Below are 15,340 nucleotides of genomic sequence, written 5' to 3' on the forward strand. Positions count from 1 at the left end.
GTCAGGCTGCGGCCGACGCGGGAAGAATCAGGCCCAGGGCCGTTCGGCGGCGTTCTTCGCCTCAAAATTTTCGATGCTCGTGCCTTTTTCCAGGGTCAGGCCGATGTCGTCGAGGCCGTTCAGGAGGCAGTGCTTGCGGAACGGATCGATGTCGAAATGGATCATGCCGCCGTCGGGTCCGCGGATTTCCTGCGCCTCGAGGTCGACGGAAATCCGCGCATTGGCGCCGCGCTCGGCGTCGTCCATCAACAGTTCCAGCTGCTCGGGCGTGACGCGGATCGGCAAAATGCCGTTCTTGAAGCAGTTGTTGTAAAAGATGTCGGCGAACGAGGTCGAGATCACGCAGCGGATGCCGAAGTCGAGCAGGGCCCAGGGGGCGTGCTCGCGCGACGAGCCGCAGCCGAAATTGTCGCCGGTGACGAGGATTTCGGCGCCGCGATAGGCGGGCTTGTTGAGCACGAAGTCGGGATTGTCCGAGCCGTCGGCCTGGTAGCGCAGCTCGGCGAAGAGGCCCTTGCCGAGGCCGGTGCGGGCGATCGTCTTCAGATAGTCCTTGGGAATGATCATGTCGGTGTCGATGTTGACGATCGGCATCGGCGCCGCGACGCCCGTCAGGCGATCGAATTTCTGCATGTCCCTGTCCTCTTGGCTTGCTCGTTCGTGCCGCAAAGATAGCAGGTCCTCAGCGCCCGGCAAATGTCGGACCACCGCGGGCAGGCTTTCGTCATACCGGCTCGTGCGGCATTGACGTAAACGGAAGACAATTTCGCTTTCCCGCCATCTCATGTATTCAGGATGGAAAAAACGGGAGGGCACGCAAATGCAGAGACCATGGCTGGCACATTATCCGGAAGGGATCGCGGCGGATCTGCCGCCTTATTCCTACCGTTCGCTGTCCGACCTTCTGGTCGAGGCCTTCGCGCGGCACGGCGCGAAACCCGCCTTCCGCTTTATGGGCACCACGCTCAGCTTCGCCGAGCTCGACGCGCAGTCGCAGGTGCTCGCCGCCTATCTGCAGTCGCTGGGGTTGGCCAAGGGCGACCGCGTGGCGCTGATGATGCCGAACGTGCCGCAATATCCCGTCGCCGTGGCCGCGGTGCTGCGCGCCGGCATGGTGGTCGTGAACACCAACCCGCTCTACACGCCGCGCGAACTCGAGCACCAGCTGAGCGATTCCGGCGCCAAGGCGATCATCGTCCTCGAGAACATGGCGGCGACGCTGGAGGCCTGCGCGGCGCACATCACCCTGCCGCACATCGTCGTCACCTCGATCGGCGACATGCTGCCGATCCTGAAGGGGACGGTCGTCAACTTCGTGCTGCGGCATGTGAAGAAGCTGGTGCCGGCCTTCAACCTGCCGCAGGCGGTGCGCTGGAAGGCGGCGATGGCCAAGGGGCGCGCCGGGCGCTTCACCCCGGCCTCGGCCGGGCTCGATGACATCGCGGCGCTGCAATATACCGGCGGCACCACGGGCGTCTCGAAGGGCGCCATGCTCCTCCACCGCAACGTCATCGCCAATGTGCTGCAGACCGAGACCTGGCACGCCCCGGCGATGCGGCGCATCCCGGCCGGCGAGCAGGTGCTGACCGTCTGCGCCCTGCCGCTCTACCATATCTTCGGTTTCACCGTGAACATGATGCTGGCCATGCGGACCGGCGGCTGCAACCTCCTCATCCTCAACCCGCGCGACATCGCCGCGACGCTGAAGGAACTGCAGCAGCACCGTTTTCACTGTTTTCCCGCGGTCAACACCCTGTTCGGGGCGCTGGCGCGCCACCCCGATGCGACGAAGGTCGACTGGTCGAACCTGCGCCTTTCCGTCGGCGGCGGCATGGCGGTGCAGTCGGCGACGGCCAAACTCTGGCTGGAGACGACGGGCTGCGCCATCGTCGAGGGCTACGGCCTGTCGGAAACCGCGCCCTCGGCCTGCTGCAATCCCGTGGATGCCACCGCCTATACCGGCACGATCGGCTATCCCCTGCCGTCGACCGAATTGAAGATCATCGACGACGACGGCCGGGAATTGCCGATGGGCGAGCGCGGCGAGATCGCTATTCGCGGCCCGCAGGTGATGGCCGGCTACTGGAACCGGCCGGACGAGACGGCGCGGGTGATGACCGAGGACGGCTTCTTCAAGAGCGGCGACATCGGCGTGATGGACGAAAACGGCGCCTTCTGCATCGTCGACCGGAAGAAGGACATGATCAACGTCTCCGGCTTCAACGTCTATCCGAACGAGATCGAGGACGTCGTCACGCGCCTGAAGGGCGTGGCGGAGGCTGCCGCCATCGGCGTCGCCGATGCCGATTCCGGCGAGGCGGTGAAGCTCTTCGTCGTGCGCAACGATCCCGGGCTGACGGCCGAGGCGGTGAAGAGTTTTTGCAAGGCGGAACTCACCGGCTACAAACGGCCAAAACATGTCGAGTTCCGCGACGAGCTGCCGAAGACGAATGTCGGCAAGGTGCTGCGCCGAAAGCTGCGCGACGCCTGAGGCGCACGGCTCTCTGGGCCGGCCTTCGACCGCCGGGAGATACGGCCGCGATGTCCGGACACCGGCGAAGGCCGGATGTTCGACGCAAGCGCGATCGACGGCCGCCGAACCCTTTCGGCCGCCGATCCGGCCTTTAGCGAGAGCGAGAGGCTCGCAGGCGCAGTTCTTGGCTGCACCAGGGGCCTACAACCCTTGCTCCGATTACCATGGGCGCCCGGAACAGCGGATTTGCCTTTTGCGTCGCGATGGGCTCTATTTTCGCCAGGTCATGCACGACGGCGGCACCACCCCGGGGCCGCCGGACGAAATTGTCGTCTTACCTTCACATTTCCCCTTTTCATTCCGGCCGATGTCGCCTATATCCACCTCACCGGAGACGAAGCGCTCGGCAACGAGCGGCACAGTCGACGCCGTGGCGCGGGGTGGAGCAGCCCGGTAGCTCGTCAGGCTCATAACCTGAAGGTCACAGGTTCAAATCCTGTCCCCGCAACCAAATTTAACCCGTCGGATCAGCCTTTTAGGTTTGGTCCGGCGGGTTTTTTGTTGTCGCGGACGGCAGTCGCGGCCAGGTCGGTCGTGTGGTTGATTGGCAGCTGGGTGCGCGGCGACTGACGTTGGAATGCGTCCGGCAATGGGGGTTCGCAAACACCGATGGCGGCGACGGGCCATCACGCCTGACGCTTTCTGAGGACCGCGTCGAGACGGCACCGCGGCGGATGCGGGCCTTGCTGACCTGTCCCTCTCCCCGTTAGCATCCCACACCGGGAAGCTCCTCGACCCTGTTCGTTGCGGCGCGATTTCGCCGCCAGACCCAAGGGCACAGGAAAGTACTGATGACCGACGATCCCGACCTCGAATTTTCACCCCTCGGCGGCCTCGTCACGCGGGACGATCGCACCGTTCAGGTTCACATCTACCGCATCGTCGGCAGCGACCATGGCTGGGCCCTGGAGGTCGTCGATGTGGACGATGTCTCCACCGCCTGGGATGAGCTCTTTGCGACGGAGCGCGAGGCCTACGAGGAATTCAGCCGGGTGCTCGACGAAAACGGGATTGCGGTGTTCCTGGGAGATGAGGAACTGCCGCACTGAGCATCCGCGCATGGTGGGCGAATTGGGCATCTGGCCGAGGCGCGACGCTTCACCTTGTCTCACCGGTCGAGCCGGCGTCACGCCTGCCGGACGATCGCCCCGATCGCGTTGATGACGAGCCGCGCGGCGGTGAGGGCCGAGAGACCACCGATGTCGGCCGGCGGGTAGAGTTCGACGAGGTCGAAGCCGACGATTCTGGCGCGCCGGCCGAGGCCGGCGATGAGTTGGGTCGCCTGGGTGTAGCTGAGGCCGCCGGGCGCAGGCGCGATGACGCCCGGCATGACGGCGGGGTCGAGGCCGTCGCAGTCGAGCGTCACCACCACCCGCGCGCCTTCCGGGATGTGGCGCAGCGCGGTGTCGATGCCACCGGCATGAAGCTCGCGCGCGGTGACGAAGCGGCTGCCGAAATCCCGGGCCGCTTCGATCTCGGCCGGGCGGGCGCTGCCGACGCCGCGCAGGCCGACCTGCACCATCCCCGCGACATGGCCCATTTCGCTCGCCCGGCGCATCGGGCTGGAATAGCCGAAACGCTCGCCGTCCAGCGCGTCGCGCCAGTCGATATGCGCGTCGATCTGCAGGATCCAGATCGGTCCGCCCTCGGCAAAGCCGGCGAGGAAGGGGATGACGACCGAATCGTCGCCCCCGAGGAGGATCGGCACGGCGCCCTCGGCCAGCACGGCGCGCGTGCGCGCCTCGATCAGCGCCCGGTTGCCGGCATTGTCGTGCATCGCCGTCGGCAGATCGCCGCTGTCGACGCAGGCGACGAGGCCATCGGGGAAAAGCGGCCCGCCGAGATCGAAATCCCAGTGGGTGAGGAGGCCCGCATCCGCCTTGCTGGCGGCGCGGATCGCGTCGGCCGCCCGGGCGTGAGCCGTGCTGTCCTTGCCCGGATAGGTGCTGCCGTGGCCGGCGCCAAAAATCACCGCGGCGGGGGCGCGGCCGTCCGGCAGTGTTCGGGGCAGGCCGAGAAAGTTGGCGGTCATGTCGGTCCTGTCGTCCAAGGCATGATCCTTCCGGGCGCTGCGGCCTTCGGCTTTGGCGTCCATCAGAGGAGCCTTTCGGCGAGCTCTGGCCGTCCGGCTCGGCGATCCCGCGGCCTGGCGCCATCAGCCGCCATGAGCGACTTATTTCGGCGGCAGAGCGCTGCGCACGAGGCGGTCGATCTCGGAGCTGAATTCGGCCTGCTTGCGCTGCTGGCGCGGCGAGACGACGGGTTTCGGCCGCTTGGAGACGGGCGAGGGCACCGGCGCACGCGGCGCCGGCATCTGGCCCGCAGCGTGCCAGGCGCGAAACAGCTCGACGTCGAACAGCCAGGTCGCCGTGCCCTTCGGCTGGAAGGCGCCGGGCACGACGCCGGTGGCGGCGAGTTTCGTCCAGTGGCGGGAACTCTCGCCAAAATCGGCGGCGATGTTGCGGGCGGTCAGATGCTTGGCCATGGAAATCTCCTCGGCCCGTCATAGCACCGGCAGGGCCGGGGGGAACAGGGAGATCGGCCGGCCGGGATGACGGTCTCGCGGCCGGCCGTCGCCGCGTTGCGACCCGTGCTCATCCCGCCAAGCTCGCGCACTGCTTTCGAGCGGGCTCAGTCGAGCGCGCGGGCCTCGGAGGCCAGCATGATCGGAATGCCGTCGCGGATCGGGAAGGCGAGGCGTGCGGCGGCCGAAACCAGTTCGTTGCGCTCGGCATCATAGGTCAACGTCGTCTTGGTCAGCGGGCAGACCAGGAGTTCCAGGAGTTTAGGGTCGGGCCTGCGGTCGGCCGGGGTGGTGCGGGGCATGGGCTTCCTGTCGTCGAAAGGCGGCGCCGGACATGGCGCCCCGTCATGGCACAAGACCGAGACTATGGCACGAGCGCCGGCGGGTCGCTGGCCCGATCACGAACCGGTCCCCGGACCGGTCGCAAGCACGAAGCCTATACGGGTGCCGCTACAGGGCTATTCGCAAGCCAGCCCACTCTCGCCGCCGTCCCTGACCACGTCGCAGTATCCGCACACTTCCGGCAGCGGCGTGCTCGGCTACTGCAGCGTCTGGCCGAGACCGTCCTCGGAGGTCTCGCGGGCGATCGCCATCTCGGTCAGCGCGACCAGCGTTTCCGCGCGCGTCTTCAGGTCGGGCGCCTCGAGCAGCGCCTGCTTTTCCGCCGGGCCATAGGGCGACATCATGCACAGCGCGTTGACGAGCGTTTCGTTCGAGGCCTTGGTGATGCTCTCCCAGTCGGCTTCCAGCTGGTTGACGTCGAGATACATCCGGAAGGCGGCGAGCAGGCCCTCCCGGTCCACCTCGCCGGCGCCGTGGCTGAGATCGAGGTCTGCGACGAAGGGGGCGAGGCGGCAGGCGCGGTAGGGCGTCCGGACCACGAGCTCCTCGATCACCCGGAAGCGGGCGATGCCGTGCAGGTTGATGACGTAGCGGCCGTCGCCACTCTCGGTCAGCGACGTGATGCGGCCGAGACAGCCGACCTTGGCAAGATCGGGATCGCCGTTCGGCAGCATCGCGCCGTCGACGCGCGGCTGGATCATGCCGATGATCCGTCGTCCCGCCATCGCATCGTCGATCATCGCGAGATAGCGCGGCTCGAAAATGTTCAGCGGCAGCTGGCCGCCCGGCAGGAGCAGCGCGCCGACGAGCGGGAAGACCGGCACGGTATCCGGCAGATCGGCTTCTCTGGTGTAATTGGCATTGCCTGCATGAACCACGGTCGGTCTCCATCTGACACAACCCGAACTGGGACATGGCACGGGAATCTCAAGGCCTGTCCGCCGCGACACCCACCGTCTCTTCTGCCCGCGCCGACCGCCCGAAGGCGGCCGGCGCGTACAGCTTCAGGAGAAGAGGAGCGTCGACAGCCGGCGACGGGCGTCCTTGGTCGCCGGATCCATCGCGCCCCAGACCTCGAAGAACTCGATCAGCTTCTTGCGCGCGCCGTCCTCGTTCCAGCTGCGGTCGCGCTTGACGATTTCGAGCAGATGCCCGGCGGCCTCGGCCCTGTGGCCGCGCGCCTGGGCGATCAACGCCAGATCGAAGCGGGCCTGATGGTCGTCGGCATCGCCCTCGATGCGCGCCTGCAGCGCCACCGGGTCGCCGAGCGCGGCGATCTCTTCCATCAGCTTCAGCTTGGTGCGGGCGACCGACAGCGCGGGATCATCCGCCTTGTCGGCCGGCACCTGGTCGAGGAGGGTGCGCGCATGCACCGCATCCCCGGCGAGGAGATAGCATTCGACGAGACCGGCGACGGCGCCGAGGACGGAGGGGTCGTGCTGCAGGATCGAGGCGAAGAGCTGCGCGGCATTGCCGGCATCGCCCGCCGCGAGAAGGGCCTTCGCCTCTTCCAGCGCGGCGGCGACGGGATCCTCGCCGGGGCCGCCGAGGCGCTCAATGAAGGCGGTGACCTCGCTTTCCGGCAGGGCGCCCATAAAACCGTCGACCGGCTGGCCGTCGACGAAGGCGAAGACCGCCGGGATCGACTTCACGCCGAGCTGGCCGGCGATCGAGGGATGGTCGTCGATGTTCATCTTCACGAGCTTCACCCGCCCCTCGGCCGCCATCACGGCGCGCTCGAGGATCGGCGTCAGCTGCTTGCAAGGGCCGCACCAGGGCGCCCAGAAATCGACCAGGACCGGCTGCTGGCGGGATTGCGCGATCACGTCGGCGGCAAAATTCGCCGTCGTCGTGTCCTTGATCAGCGGCCCGGCGCCGTTGGCACCGGCACCGGCAGGGGGCGCCTTGGGCGTGGCTGCGCCCATCGTCTGCGCGCCGTAGCCCGAACCGTAGGGGTTGTTGCTCATCTTTACCGTCCCCGTCTGTTTGCGCCCGTCATTCCGCCGGTCCGCCGCCGCCCTGTTCGTCTTCACATTCGCCGTCAGCGACTCACACGTCGTCGACTTGGCCGTGTTCGCCCGCCTCCAGGCTGACGATGGCGGGCGTGTGCCCGGTCGCCGCGAAGAAGGCCATCAGGTCCTCGCGGGCGATGGTCGTCGTCGCCCGGTTCGTCAGCGGATGGCAGTTCACCATATCGTGCTGGAGAAGTCCCGCATCAAGCACCAGCCTCACCGCATGGTTCCCGTCGTTGACGAGGCCGAAGGCGGTGACCGAGCCCGGCTCGACGCCGAGCAGAGCGCGCATCTGGTCGGGGCTGGCGAAGGACAGGCGCCCCTGCGCGCCGATGGTCTTGTGCAGCGTCTTCAGGTCCACCGCGGCCGTCTCCTCGGCGACGACGAGAAAGATCGTCCCCTTCTTGTCCTTCAGGCACAGGTTCTTGGTGTGGCCGCCGGGAATGGCGCCGCGCAGCGCCTGGCTCTCCTCGACGGTGTGCAGCGGCGGGTGCTCGACCGTGGTGGTGGCGATCCCCTGGCGATCGAGAAAGGCAAAGAGATCGTCGCGGGAAAGAGCCATGGAGGATCCGATGTCGGGCGTTTCTGCGGGCATTTAGCCGCCCGACCTAGCCCCGCCGCGGGCCGGGATCAAGTCGCGGCGCTGGCGCAGGGAGCGGCATATCGGGGCGACGCGGGCAGGAAACGAAGGGCGTTGCAGCGCATGAGGTCGGCAAGAAGCACCGCGTGCGCGTCGGGCACGACGATCCAGGCTTCGTGCCGGCAAGGCCTTCCGGACCCGGCACCAGCGATCCGGCGCACGTCATCGTCGAGCCGCCCGCGGAAAGTGTGTTTGGCGGTCCGCTGCATTTTTCCCGGGCGAAGCGTCACGAAGCCTGTTGCAATGCCCCGATCTTTGCGGCATACAGCGCTCATCCGCAGCGCCTAGCGCTGCCAGGAGCGGGCGGGCGTAGCTCAGGGGTAGAGCACAACCTTGCCAAGGTTGGGGTCGAGGGTTCGAATCCCTTCGCCCGCTCCAAATTTTTTCAAGAATATCAGATGTGTAGCAAGGCTCGTTTCGGCGGGCCTTTTTGCTATTTTCACCACGCAAGCATTTGCGGTCTCACCGGTGGGGACACTGAGCAATGCCTGATACAGACGCCTAGTCCGTCGTGATGACGATCCAAATACGAGGGGAAAAGCCGAGGCTTCGAGAATGCTGGCTCGGTGGAGCAAATGCGCAGTTCGTCGCCGTGCATGGTCGGCGCGAGGTGACATTGATGCTCAAATTCTTGCGGGGAGGCGGCCGGTGCGCCTGTCCGCAATGCCGCAGGCGGCCCGAGTGACATCAATACCCTGCCGATGTCGCATGAACCGCGTCAGACTTTACTTTTCGCGGCCTTTTCCCTACTTACGTTAAGGATGTTGGCGAATCGGAGGCGATTGGTGATCAGCGCAGCAGAACTCATTCAGAGCGATCTCGACCAAGACCTTCTTCGAATGATCGCCACGCGGGCTCCCTGGCAGTATCGGCAGCTGGCGGACCAGATCGCCGAGGACGATCTAATTCCAGAATACGGAAAGATGGAGGAGTTCGCGCGCAGACGCGGCCCGGCGATCGCCAGCTGCATAATCGATGCTTGCGAGCGTTTTGGCGTCCCGTACGATACGCGGCGACTTCCCTGTAATGGTCAACGTAAGCTGGTCGTCAAAGCTGGGCGCCTGATTATGATCCAGGAGCCGATTCTGACCTTGGGCGATGCTCCGCGCATTGCAGATTATAAGCGGCAGATGGCGCGCAGCCTCGGCGCGGTCTCTCAGCTTGAGTTGCCTCTCGGCGATCGCCTCGTACGGATGATCGACTTCTCTCAAGGCCAGCTTGTCGTTCTTCTCCACGGTATGAGCGGCATGCGGTTTAATGAAGAGCAAACGAATCTTGGCGCTCTCATGCTGGCGGTGCCCAACGCGGAATACACAAACTGGGTGCATCGTTTTGACCTGCATAACTTGGCGATGTTTGGGACCGCCGAGCCGCCGGTGGGCCCTGAAGATAAGAATGACGATGAAGGAACTGGCCAGCCAGATCGAGTTCAGGTCCGGCCTCGCCGCCGGATTGTCGAGGAGGAAAGATAATGACGAACGGAGTACCAAACTTCTTCGGCGAGAGGCTGACTGAAGCTCGGCTTGCTCGCGGTCTGTTCAAGAACGCGCTGGCGGACATGATCGGGGTAACGCCAATGGCGATTACTCGATATGAGGCCAATCAAGACAAGCCGACGCCTGAGCGGTTGTCGGCCCTTGCTGACAAGCTGAGTTTTCCCGCTGACTTTTTCACAAAGCCCCCATTCGACGAGCGGCTGGATCGCGTTTTTTGGCGCTCGCTCGCTTCTGAATCGAAGTCTGCGCGCGAGATGACCGAGCAGCGGATGAAGTGGCTTCGAGAGCTGTTTAGCTTCCTGGAAAGCGAGCTCGAATTTCCTCATGTCGATCTGCCGGACTTCAAGCTGCCGGCAGACTTCAGTCTTATCACGCCGGCCCAGATCGAGTCCTGTGCCGAGGCGCTTCGGCGCGCTTGGGGTTTCCAGGATCAGCCGATCCGCGACATGATTCTCGCCCTTGAAAATGTCGGCATTCCGGTCGTCACGCTCAACATCCCATCCGACAAGCAGGACGGTTTTCTCTTTCCGTCGAAGATGCTTAACAGGTCGTTCGTCGGTATTAACATCTACGAGGTCAGTGCGGCGCGTGCTCGTTTCGACGCTGCGCACGAGCTCGGTCATCTGGTGCTGCATCGAGGCGTGTCGCCGCCTGACAAGCAAACGGAAAAGGGAAAGGCTGATCATCGTCTCCTGGAGAAGCAGGCGCACCGGTTCGCAGGCGCGCTCCTTTTCCCAAAGTCTGCCTTTATGACCGAGGTTCGCTATCCGTCGCTGGATTACTTCAGCGCGCTTAAGAAGCGGTGGGGGATGTCGATTGGCGCAATGGTCATGCGGTCCTTCGATCTTGGCATGATCGACAGCGACATGAAGACGGAGCTGCAGAAGAGCATGAGCCGTCGCAAGTGGCGCGGACCACTGCGCGAGCCGTTCGACAGCGATGCAGAGATGCCGATGGAGCGGCCGCGAATGCTTCGCCGCGGTATACAGGCGCTGCTCGACGAGGGTATCGTCACTAAGGCCTCAATCCGCTCCGCCCTGCCTTTGCCGCCGGCTGAGATCGAAGATCTTGCCGGCTTGGCGCGCGGATATCTCAGCGACCGCGATGGTGCCGCCATTATCAGACTGCGGCCGCGTGCGGTGGAGGCGGTTGATTTAGAAAGCGGTCGGGTAATCGCGTTTCCGGATCGGCGATAACTGGTCCGGTCCTTGATCGACGGATCTTACTCTTGGAACTTGCGGCGGACGCACTTTCGGACCAGGTACGGCCGCCGCTCGCTCAACACCTCGCGCAGCACACCAAGCGCCACGGCGTACTCGACGCAGCTTGCGGGCAGCCTCGCGCTGGTCGCCTATTCTGAATGGCGACCGGGCTCCGTTGGGCTAGCGACAGTGTTCCAGCAGCCCGCGCCCCGATCGCCGCAGGGAGAATCATGTCTGAAGGGATCAGCCTGCGTGCTCTTCCAAAAGTGTGGGCTGGATGGTGTGCTTGCCCTACCGGCCGAAGCTGCGACCGTCGGCCGTCAGGCGGCGGGCGACGCGGGCGGGTTGGGCGACGTCGGAGCCGAGGCGCGAGGGGCGGCGGGTGTCGGTGGCGGCGCTGCGGGCGGCGAGAGACATGGCGGGTCCTTTCGAGGAGAGCGGGAGAATCAGGCGGCGCTGGAGCGGGGATCGCGCAGTTTGCGGGCGAGCGCGTCCCAGCTTTCGCTGAGTTTCGGGCGCGCCGGCTCGGCGTCCGGCACGGCGAGGTTTTCGAGATCGGCGAGGAAACCGAGGGTGATTTCCTGTTCCAGCGCGCGGGCGTCCTGGGCGAGGCAATAGAGCATCACGTGGAACTGCAGCTTGCCGAGCTCGCTGGTGGCGAGCGTCACCTCGAAGCCGGGGCCGGCGATGTCGACGCCGGTCTTGGCGACGGCGAGGCGATGAAAGCGCGTGGCGCGGTCCATGTCCTCGGCGAGCGCCGCCTCGGCGCCGGCCTCGAGGCGGCTCAGCGCATGGGCCACCGGCACGGCGTGCTCGAGCGTCAGGGTGAAGCGGTGAGGCGCGAACTGCCGGGGCTGCGCCTCGACCCGCACCGGACAGGCGAGGAACAGGCTGTTGGGCAGGGTCATGCGGCGGCCGGTGCCGGCGTGTCCGAGGCTCGCCCGCGGCGTCTCCATGATCGTCGTCGAGAACAGGCCGTGGTCGATGACCTCGCCGTGCAGGCCGTTGATCTCGATCCGGTCGCCGACCTTGAACAGATGGCCGCCGAGCCGGAGCAGCGCGCCGGCGACGCACATCAGAAGCTCCTTGGTGGCGATCACCAGGGCGACCATGACGGCGGCGAGCGAGAAGACGAGGTTCTGGATCTCCGACAGCCAGACGCCGAGCAGCGACACGGCGATCAGCGCATTGGTGACGGCGCGGATGGTGAAGCGGCGCTGACGCGCGGCGACGGCGTCGGTGCCGCGCGACGTCCAGAGCTCGGCGGCCCAGCGGCAGGCGAGGAGCCCGAGCAGAATGGCAAGGCTGATGCCGAGATTGTCGGCGGCTTTTTGGCTGATGAAGTCGGGCATTTTAGGTCTCCGGCCTTGTGCCGGCGGGGAAAAATCACGCCTTTGCGATCAATCTCTTACCCGCGGCCTGGGCGCCGTTTCTATGGTCCGCTTATGGCGCCGACAGGGTTAAGCGAAGGTTGAGAAATTGCGGTCGATTCAGGGCATTGTCGGGGCGTCGGCGCCATGGGTGTGAATCGCAGAACCCCTGTCCGGCAGAGCCTTGCCGGCGCCATCGTCGTTTGTCCCGGCGGGTGCGGCGGCGGCCTCGACGGGCAAGGCCGCCGTCGCCATGGCTGGCGCTGCCTGTCTCGGCGCGTGACCGAAGGTTCGCCGGAAGGCGTGCGCAAAGGCGCTCTCGGAGGCATAACCGATCCCGGTGGCGACACGGGCAACGGTAGCGGCGTCTCCGCGCAGCATCCGGCGCGCAAGGATCATGCGCCAGTGGGTGAGATAGCCGAGCGGCGGGCGACCGACGCGCTCGGCGAACCGCCGGGCAAAGCCCGACCGCGACATGCCGACCCGCGCCGCCAGCTCCCCGACCGTCCAGGGATGGGCGACGTCGCCATGGATCAGGCGAAGGGATGCCCCGATGCGGGGATCGCCGAGGGCGCCGATCCAACCGGCTTCTTCCTCCCTCCGAACCGCGACATAGGCGCGGATCGCCTCGACCAGCAGGATTTCGGCAAGGCGGGCGGCGACCAGCGCGCTGCCGGGCCGGTCGTCGCCAACCTCGCGGTCGAGCAGATCCAGAAGACCGGCGATGGCCGAGGCCGAGGCCGGGTCGACGCGCAGGAAAGGGGGCAGCGCGTCGAGCACGAAGCGGGCATCGGCGCTGGCGAAGTCGATACCGCCGCCGACCATCACGCAGTCCATGCCGCCGAGCCGGACCCTGTCCGCTTCGGCATAGAGCGCATCGCCGTCGATCGGCGCGGGAGCCGGATCGCTGGTCACGGCATAGGATGTATCGCCGATCAGAAAGACGTCGCCCTGCGTCAGGCGCTCGCGGCGCCTGTCCTGCGGCACAATCCAGCATTCACCGCGAAGCATCGCGACGAATTTCAGCCGCTGCCTTGCCGAAAAAGCCAGCGCCCAGTCGCCGGACGCTTCCAGCCGGGTGAGACGGATCCCCCTGGCTCCCAGCACCGACAGCACCTCCGAGAGGGGATCAACCTGAGAATTGGACGTCTTCGACGGGATCATGGCGTTTTACGCATATATTGTCCGGGCGGGCGGGACTAGTCTTTCGGGAAAAGGAGAGTCCCATGTCCATCGAGAACAAGGTCGTCGTGATCACCGGCGCCGGCAGCGGCATCGGCCGGGCCACTGCAGCGCTCTTGGGCGCGCGCGGGGCGAAGCTGGTGCTGGGGGGACGGCGCGAAGGCCCGCTGGCCGAAGTTGCGGCAGGGATCGCGGCGGCGGGCGGCGAGGCCGTCTGCCGGGTGACGGACGTCACCCGGCGCGACGATCTGGAAAACCTCGTGGGACTGGCTGTCGAGCGTTTCGGCCGGCTCGACGTCCTGGTCAATAATGCCGGCATCGGGCCGATCTCGCGCTTCGACACGTTGGATATCGACGGATGGGATGCAATGATCGACGTCAACGTCAAAGGCGTCCTTCACGGCATCGCCGCTGCTCTGCCCGTGTTCCGCCGACAGCAGGGTGGACACATCGTTTCCGTCGTCTCGACGGCGGGGCTGAAGGTCGTGCCGGGCATGGGCGTCTATGCCGCGACCAAGAACGCCGTGCGCACGATCATGGAAGCGCTGCGCCAGGAGTGCGTTCCACATCTGCGGGTTACCGAGGTGTCGCCCGGCATGATCGCCACCGATTTTGCGGGCACCATTCGCGACGAGGCCCTGCGCAGGGCGATCCAGACCCGCGCGGAGGCCATCGCGATCGCGCCGGAGTCGATCGCCCGCGGCATCGCCTTCGCCATCGAGCAGCCGGCCGATGTGGAGATCGGCAGCATCGTCATCCGTCCGACGGCGCAGGACTGAGGTTTCTCGGCCGGAGCGTCGCCCGATGCCTCCGCGCTTGCAGCTTGCGGCGGCGGGCGCTAGCAGGGGTGGAGTTTTCCAGAGGATCCTCGCATGAACACGTCCAAACTCCTGCTCCTGCCCGGCGACGGCATCGGCCCCGAGGCGATGGCCGAGGTCGAGAAGATCGTGGGCTTCATGAACGACGAGGGCGTCGCTTCCTTCGCGACGGAAAAGGCGCTCGTCGGCGGCTCGGCCTACGACGCGCATGGCGAGGCCATCGCGGACGCCGACATGGAGACGGCGCTCGCGGCAGATGCGGTGCTGTTCGGCGCCGTCGGCGGGCCGAAATGGGACTCGGTGCCTTATGATCAGCGACCGGAGGCCGGCCTGCTCCGGCTGCGCAAGGACCTCAAACTGTTCGCCAATCTCAGGCCGGCGATCTGCTATCCCGCGCTCGCCGACGCGTCCTCGCTGAAGCCCGAGATCATCGAGGGGCTCGACATCCTGATCCTGCGCGAGCTCACCGGCGGCGTCTATTTCGGCGAGCCGAAGGAGATCATCGACCTCGGCAACGGCCAGAAGCGCGGCATCGATACGCAGGTCTACGACACCTACGAGATCGAGCGCATCGCAAGGGCCGCCTTCGAGCTGGCGCGCACGCGCCGCGGCAAGGTCACCTCGATGGAAAAGCGCAACGTCATGAAGTCGGGCGTCTTGTGGAATGAGGTCGTCACCCGCGTCCACCGCGAGGAGTTTTCCGATCTCCAGCTCGAGCACATGCTGGCCGACGCCGGCGGCATGCAGCTCGTGCGCGCGCCAAAACAGTTCGACGTGATCGTCACCGACAACCTCTTTGGCGACATGCTGTCCGACATCGCGGCGATGCTGACGGGCTCGCTCGGCATGCTGCCCTCGGCCTCGCTCGGCGCCGAGGACCCTGCCACCGGCAAGCGCAAGGCGCTGTATGAGCCGGTGCACGGCTCGGCGCCGGACATTGCCGGCCAGGGCGTCGCCAATCCGATCGCGATGATCGCGTCGTTTGCCATGTGCCTGCGCTATTCCTTCCAGAAGGTCAGGGAAGCCGACGCGCTGGAAGCGGCGATCGCCGAGGTCTTGGAAAAGGGCATCCGCACGCCCGACATCATGGCCCCGGGCGCGACCCGCGTCGGCACTGTGGAGATGGGTGCGGCGATCCGGTCCGCCTTCCGCGGCAAGCTCGCGGCGTGAAGAATGCGGCCATGCCGGCACCGACTGGCATGGCCGCCCCGACGCGGCGGG

At 66.1% G+C, this 15,340-nt stretch carries 16 protein-coding genes and 2 tRNA genes; 8 read left to right on the forward strand and 10 right to left on the reverse strand.

What is annotated here, in order from left to right:
• Nucleotides 1-27 precede the first annotated feature (27 nt).
• Nucleotides 28-633 (reverse strand): 3-isopropylmalate dehydratase small subunit, encoded by a 606-nt coding sequence (gene leuD / locus IEX88_RS24485; protein WP_188855103.1) that lies wholly within the window; start codon nt 631-633, stop codon nt 28-30.
• Between the two features lie 187 nt (nt 634-820).
• Between leuD and IEX88_RS24490 the strand changes: the two genes are divergently transcribed.
• The 3 genes from IEX88_RS24490 to IEX88_RS24500 all read left to right on the forward strand — a co-directional run bounded on the left by IEX88_RS24490 (nt 821) and on the right by IEX88_RS24500 (nt 3,582).
• Complete coding sequence (locus IEX88_RS24490) at nt 821-2,491, forward strand: long-chain-fatty-acid--CoA ligase (RefSeq protein ID WP_188855104.1); 1,671 nt, start codon at nt 821-823, stop codon at nt 2,489-2,491.
• A gap of 416 nt (nt 2,492-2,907) precedes the next feature.
• Nucleotides 2,908-2,984, forward strand: a tRNA-Met gene (locus tag IEX88_RS24495).
• A gap of 340 nt (nt 2,985-3,324) precedes the next feature.
• Nucleotides 3,325-3,582, forward strand: coding sequence for a hypothetical protein (locus IEX88_RS24500; RefSeq protein WP_244640484.1), 258 nt, complete (start codon nt 3,325-3,327; stop codon nt 3,580-3,582).
• A 77-nt stretch (nt 3,583-3,659) separates the two neighbouring features.
• Here the strand turns inward: IEX88_RS24500 and IEX88_RS24505 are convergent, their stop codons facing one another.
• The 6 genes from IEX88_RS24505 to IEX88_RS24530 form a co-directional block, all read right to left on the reverse strand.
• On the reverse strand, nt 3,660-4,565 hold the full coding sequence (locus IEX88_RS24505) for an arginase family protein (RefSeq protein ID WP_188855165.1): 906 nt from the start codon (nt 4,563-4,565) through the stop codon (nt 3,660-3,662).
• Nucleotides 4,566-4,706: 141 nt separating this feature from the next.
• A complete protein-coding gene (locus tag IEX88_RS24510) occupies nt 4,707-5,018 on the reverse strand; it encodes a hypothetical protein (protein ID WP_188855105.1) in 312 nt (103 codons plus the stop codon).
• A gap of 146 nt (nt 5,019-5,164) precedes the next feature.
• Nucleotides 5,165-5,359: a Trm112 family protein gene (locus IEX88_RS24515; protein WP_188855106.1), complete on the reverse strand. Its 195-nt coding sequence runs from the start codon at nt 5,357-5,359 to the stop codon at nt 5,165-5,167.
• A gap of 237 nt (nt 5,360-5,596) precedes the next feature.
• The gene (locus IEX88_RS24520) at nt 5,597-6,277 is read right to left on the reverse strand and encodes an LON peptidase substrate-binding domain-containing protein (RefSeq protein WP_188855107.1); all 681 of its coding nucleotides are present in this window, start codon (nt 6,275-6,277) and stop codon (nt 5,597-5,599) included.
• Between the two features lie 126 nt (nt 6,278-6,403).
• The gene (gene trxA / locus IEX88_RS24525) at nt 6,404-7,366 is read right to left on the reverse strand and encodes a thioredoxin (RefSeq protein WP_188855108.1); all 963 of its coding nucleotides are present in this window, start codon (nt 7,364-7,366) and stop codon (nt 6,404-6,406) included.
• A gap of 82 nt (nt 7,367-7,448) precedes the next feature.
• Complete coding sequence (locus tag IEX88_RS24530; protein WP_188855109.1) at nt 7,449-7,973, reverse strand: prolyl-tRNA synthetase associated domain-containing protein; 525 nt, start codon at nt 7,971-7,973, stop codon at nt 7,449-7,451.
• Nucleotides 7,974-8,354: 381 nt separating this feature from the next.
• Between IEX88_RS24530 and IEX88_RS24535 the strand changes: the two genes are divergently transcribed.
• The 3 genes from IEX88_RS24535 (at nt 8,355) to IEX88_RS24545 (ending at nt 10,743) form a co-directional block, all read left to right on the forward strand.
• Nucleotides 8,355-8,429 (forward strand) — tRNA-Gly (locus IEX88_RS24535).
• Between the two features lie 407 nt (nt 8,430-8,836).
• Entirely contained in the window at nt 8,837-9,523 is a 687-nt protein-coding gene (locus tag IEX88_RS24540; protein WP_188855110.1) for a hypothetical protein, read from the forward strand.
• Complete coding sequence (locus IEX88_RS24545) at nt 9,523-10,743, forward strand: helix-turn-helix domain-containing protein (RefSeq protein ID WP_188855111.1); 1,221 nt, start codon at nt 9,523-9,525, stop codon at nt 10,741-10,743. Before IEX88_RS24540 ends, IEX88_RS24545 begins: the two co-directional genes overlap by 1 nt.
• 297 nt (nt 10,744-11,040) lie before the next feature.
• Here the strand turns inward: IEX88_RS24545 and IEX88_RS27125 are convergent, their stop codons facing one another.
• The 3 genes from IEX88_RS27125 to IEX88_RS24555 all read right to left on the reverse strand — a co-directional run bounded on the left by IEX88_RS27125 (nt 11,041) and on the right by IEX88_RS24555 (nt 13,283).
• A complete protein-coding gene (locus tag IEX88_RS27125; RefSeq protein WP_274604643.1) occupies nt 11,041-11,166 on the reverse strand; it encodes a hypothetical protein in 126 nt (41 codons plus the stop codon).
• 29 nt (nt 11,167-11,195) lie between these two features.
• Nucleotides 11,196-12,101, reverse strand: coding sequence for a mechanosensitive ion channel family protein (locus IEX88_RS24550; RefSeq protein WP_188855112.1), 906 nt, complete (start codon nt 12,099-12,101; stop codon nt 11,196-11,198).
• A 138-nt stretch (nt 12,102-12,239) separates the two neighbouring features.
• Entirely contained in the window at nt 12,240-13,283 is a 1,044-nt protein-coding gene (locus tag IEX88_RS24555) for an AraC family transcriptional regulator (protein ID WP_188855113.1), read from the reverse strand.
• A 62-nt stretch (nt 13,284-13,345) separates the two neighbouring features.
• Here IEX88_RS24555 and IEX88_RS24560 point away from each other — a divergent pair, with 62 nt between their 5' ends.
• Together IEX88_RS24560 and leuB are read left to right on the forward strand one after the other, a co-directional pair.
• Nucleotides 13,346-14,080, forward strand: a complete 735-nt coding sequence (locus tag IEX88_RS24560) for an SDR family oxidoreductase (RefSeq protein ID WP_188855114.1) — start codon at nt 13,346-13,348, stop codon at nt 14,078-14,080.
• A 93-nt stretch (nt 14,081-14,173) separates the two neighbouring features.
• Nucleotides 14,174-15,289 carry a 3-isopropylmalate dehydrogenase gene (gene leuB, locus IEX88_RS24565; RefSeq protein ID WP_188855115.1) on the forward strand — a complete coding sequence of 372 codons (1,116 nt, stop codon included), beginning with the start codon at nt 14,174-14,176 and terminating at the stop codon, nt 15,287-15,289.
• The last annotated feature ends 51 nt before the right edge of the window (nt 15,290-15,340 follow it).

The sequence above is a fragment of the Aureimonas glaciei genome (genome assembly GCF_014643375.1).
GTDB lineage: Bacteria > Pseudomonadota > Alphaproteobacteria > Rhizobiales > Rhizobiaceae > Plantimonas > Plantimonas glaciei.

Bases quoted from the DNA above. Each gene is read 5' to 3' on its own strand.
- leuD (WP_188855103.1), bottom strand. From the start codon at position 633: ATGCAGAAATTCGATCGCCTGACGGGCGTCGCGGCGCCGATGCCGATC.
- IEX88_RS24490 (WP_188855104.1), top strand. From the start codon at position 821: ATGCAGAGACCATGGCTGGCACATTATCCGGAAGGGATCGCGGCGGAT.
- IEX88_RS24500 (WP_244640484.1), top strand. From the start codon at position 3,325: ATGACCGACGATCCCGACCTCGAATTTTCACCCCTCGGCGGCCTCGTC.
- IEX88_RS24505 (WP_188855165.1), bottom strand. From the start codon at position 4,565: ATGACCGCCAACTTTCTCGGCCTGCCCCGAACACTGCCGGACGGCCGC.
- IEX88_RS24510 (WP_188855105.1), bottom strand. From the start codon at position 5,018: ATGGCCAAGCATCTGACCGCCCGCAACATCGCCGCCGATTTTGGCGAG.
- IEX88_RS24515 (WP_188855106.1), bottom strand. From the start codon at position 5,359: ATGCCCCGCACCACCCCGGCCGACCGCAGGCCCGACCCTAAACTCCTG.
- trxA (WP_188855108.1), bottom strand. From the start codon at position 7,366: ATGAGCAACAACCCCTACGGTTCGGGCTACGGCGCGCAGACGATGGGC.
- IEX88_RS24530 (WP_188855109.1), bottom strand. From the start codon at position 7,973: ATGGCTCTTTCCCGCGACGATCTCTTTGCCTTTCTCGATCGCCAGGGG.
- IEX88_RS24545 (WP_188855111.1), top strand. From the start codon at position 9,523: ATGACGAACGGAGTACCAAACTTCTTCGGCGAGAGGCTGACTGAAGCT.
- IEX88_RS27125 (WP_274604643.1), bottom strand. From the start codon at position 11,166: ATGTCTCTCGCCGCCCGCAGCGCCGCCACCGACACCCGCCGCCCCTCG.
- IEX88_RS24550 (WP_188855112.1), bottom strand. From the start codon at position 12,101: ATGCCCGACTTCATCAGCCAAAAAGCCGCCGACAATCTCGGCATCAGC.
- IEX88_RS24555 (WP_188855113.1), bottom strand. From the start codon at position 13,283: ATGATCCCGTCGAAGACGTCCAATTCTCAGGTTGATCCCCTCTCGGAG.
- IEX88_RS24560 (WP_188855114.1), top strand. From the start codon at position 13,346: ATGTCCATCGAGAACAAGGTCGTCGTGATCACCGGCGCCGGCAGCGGC.
- leuB (WP_188855115.1), top strand. From the start codon at position 14,174: ATGAACACGTCCAAACTCCTGCTCCTGCCCGGCGACGGCATCGGCCCC.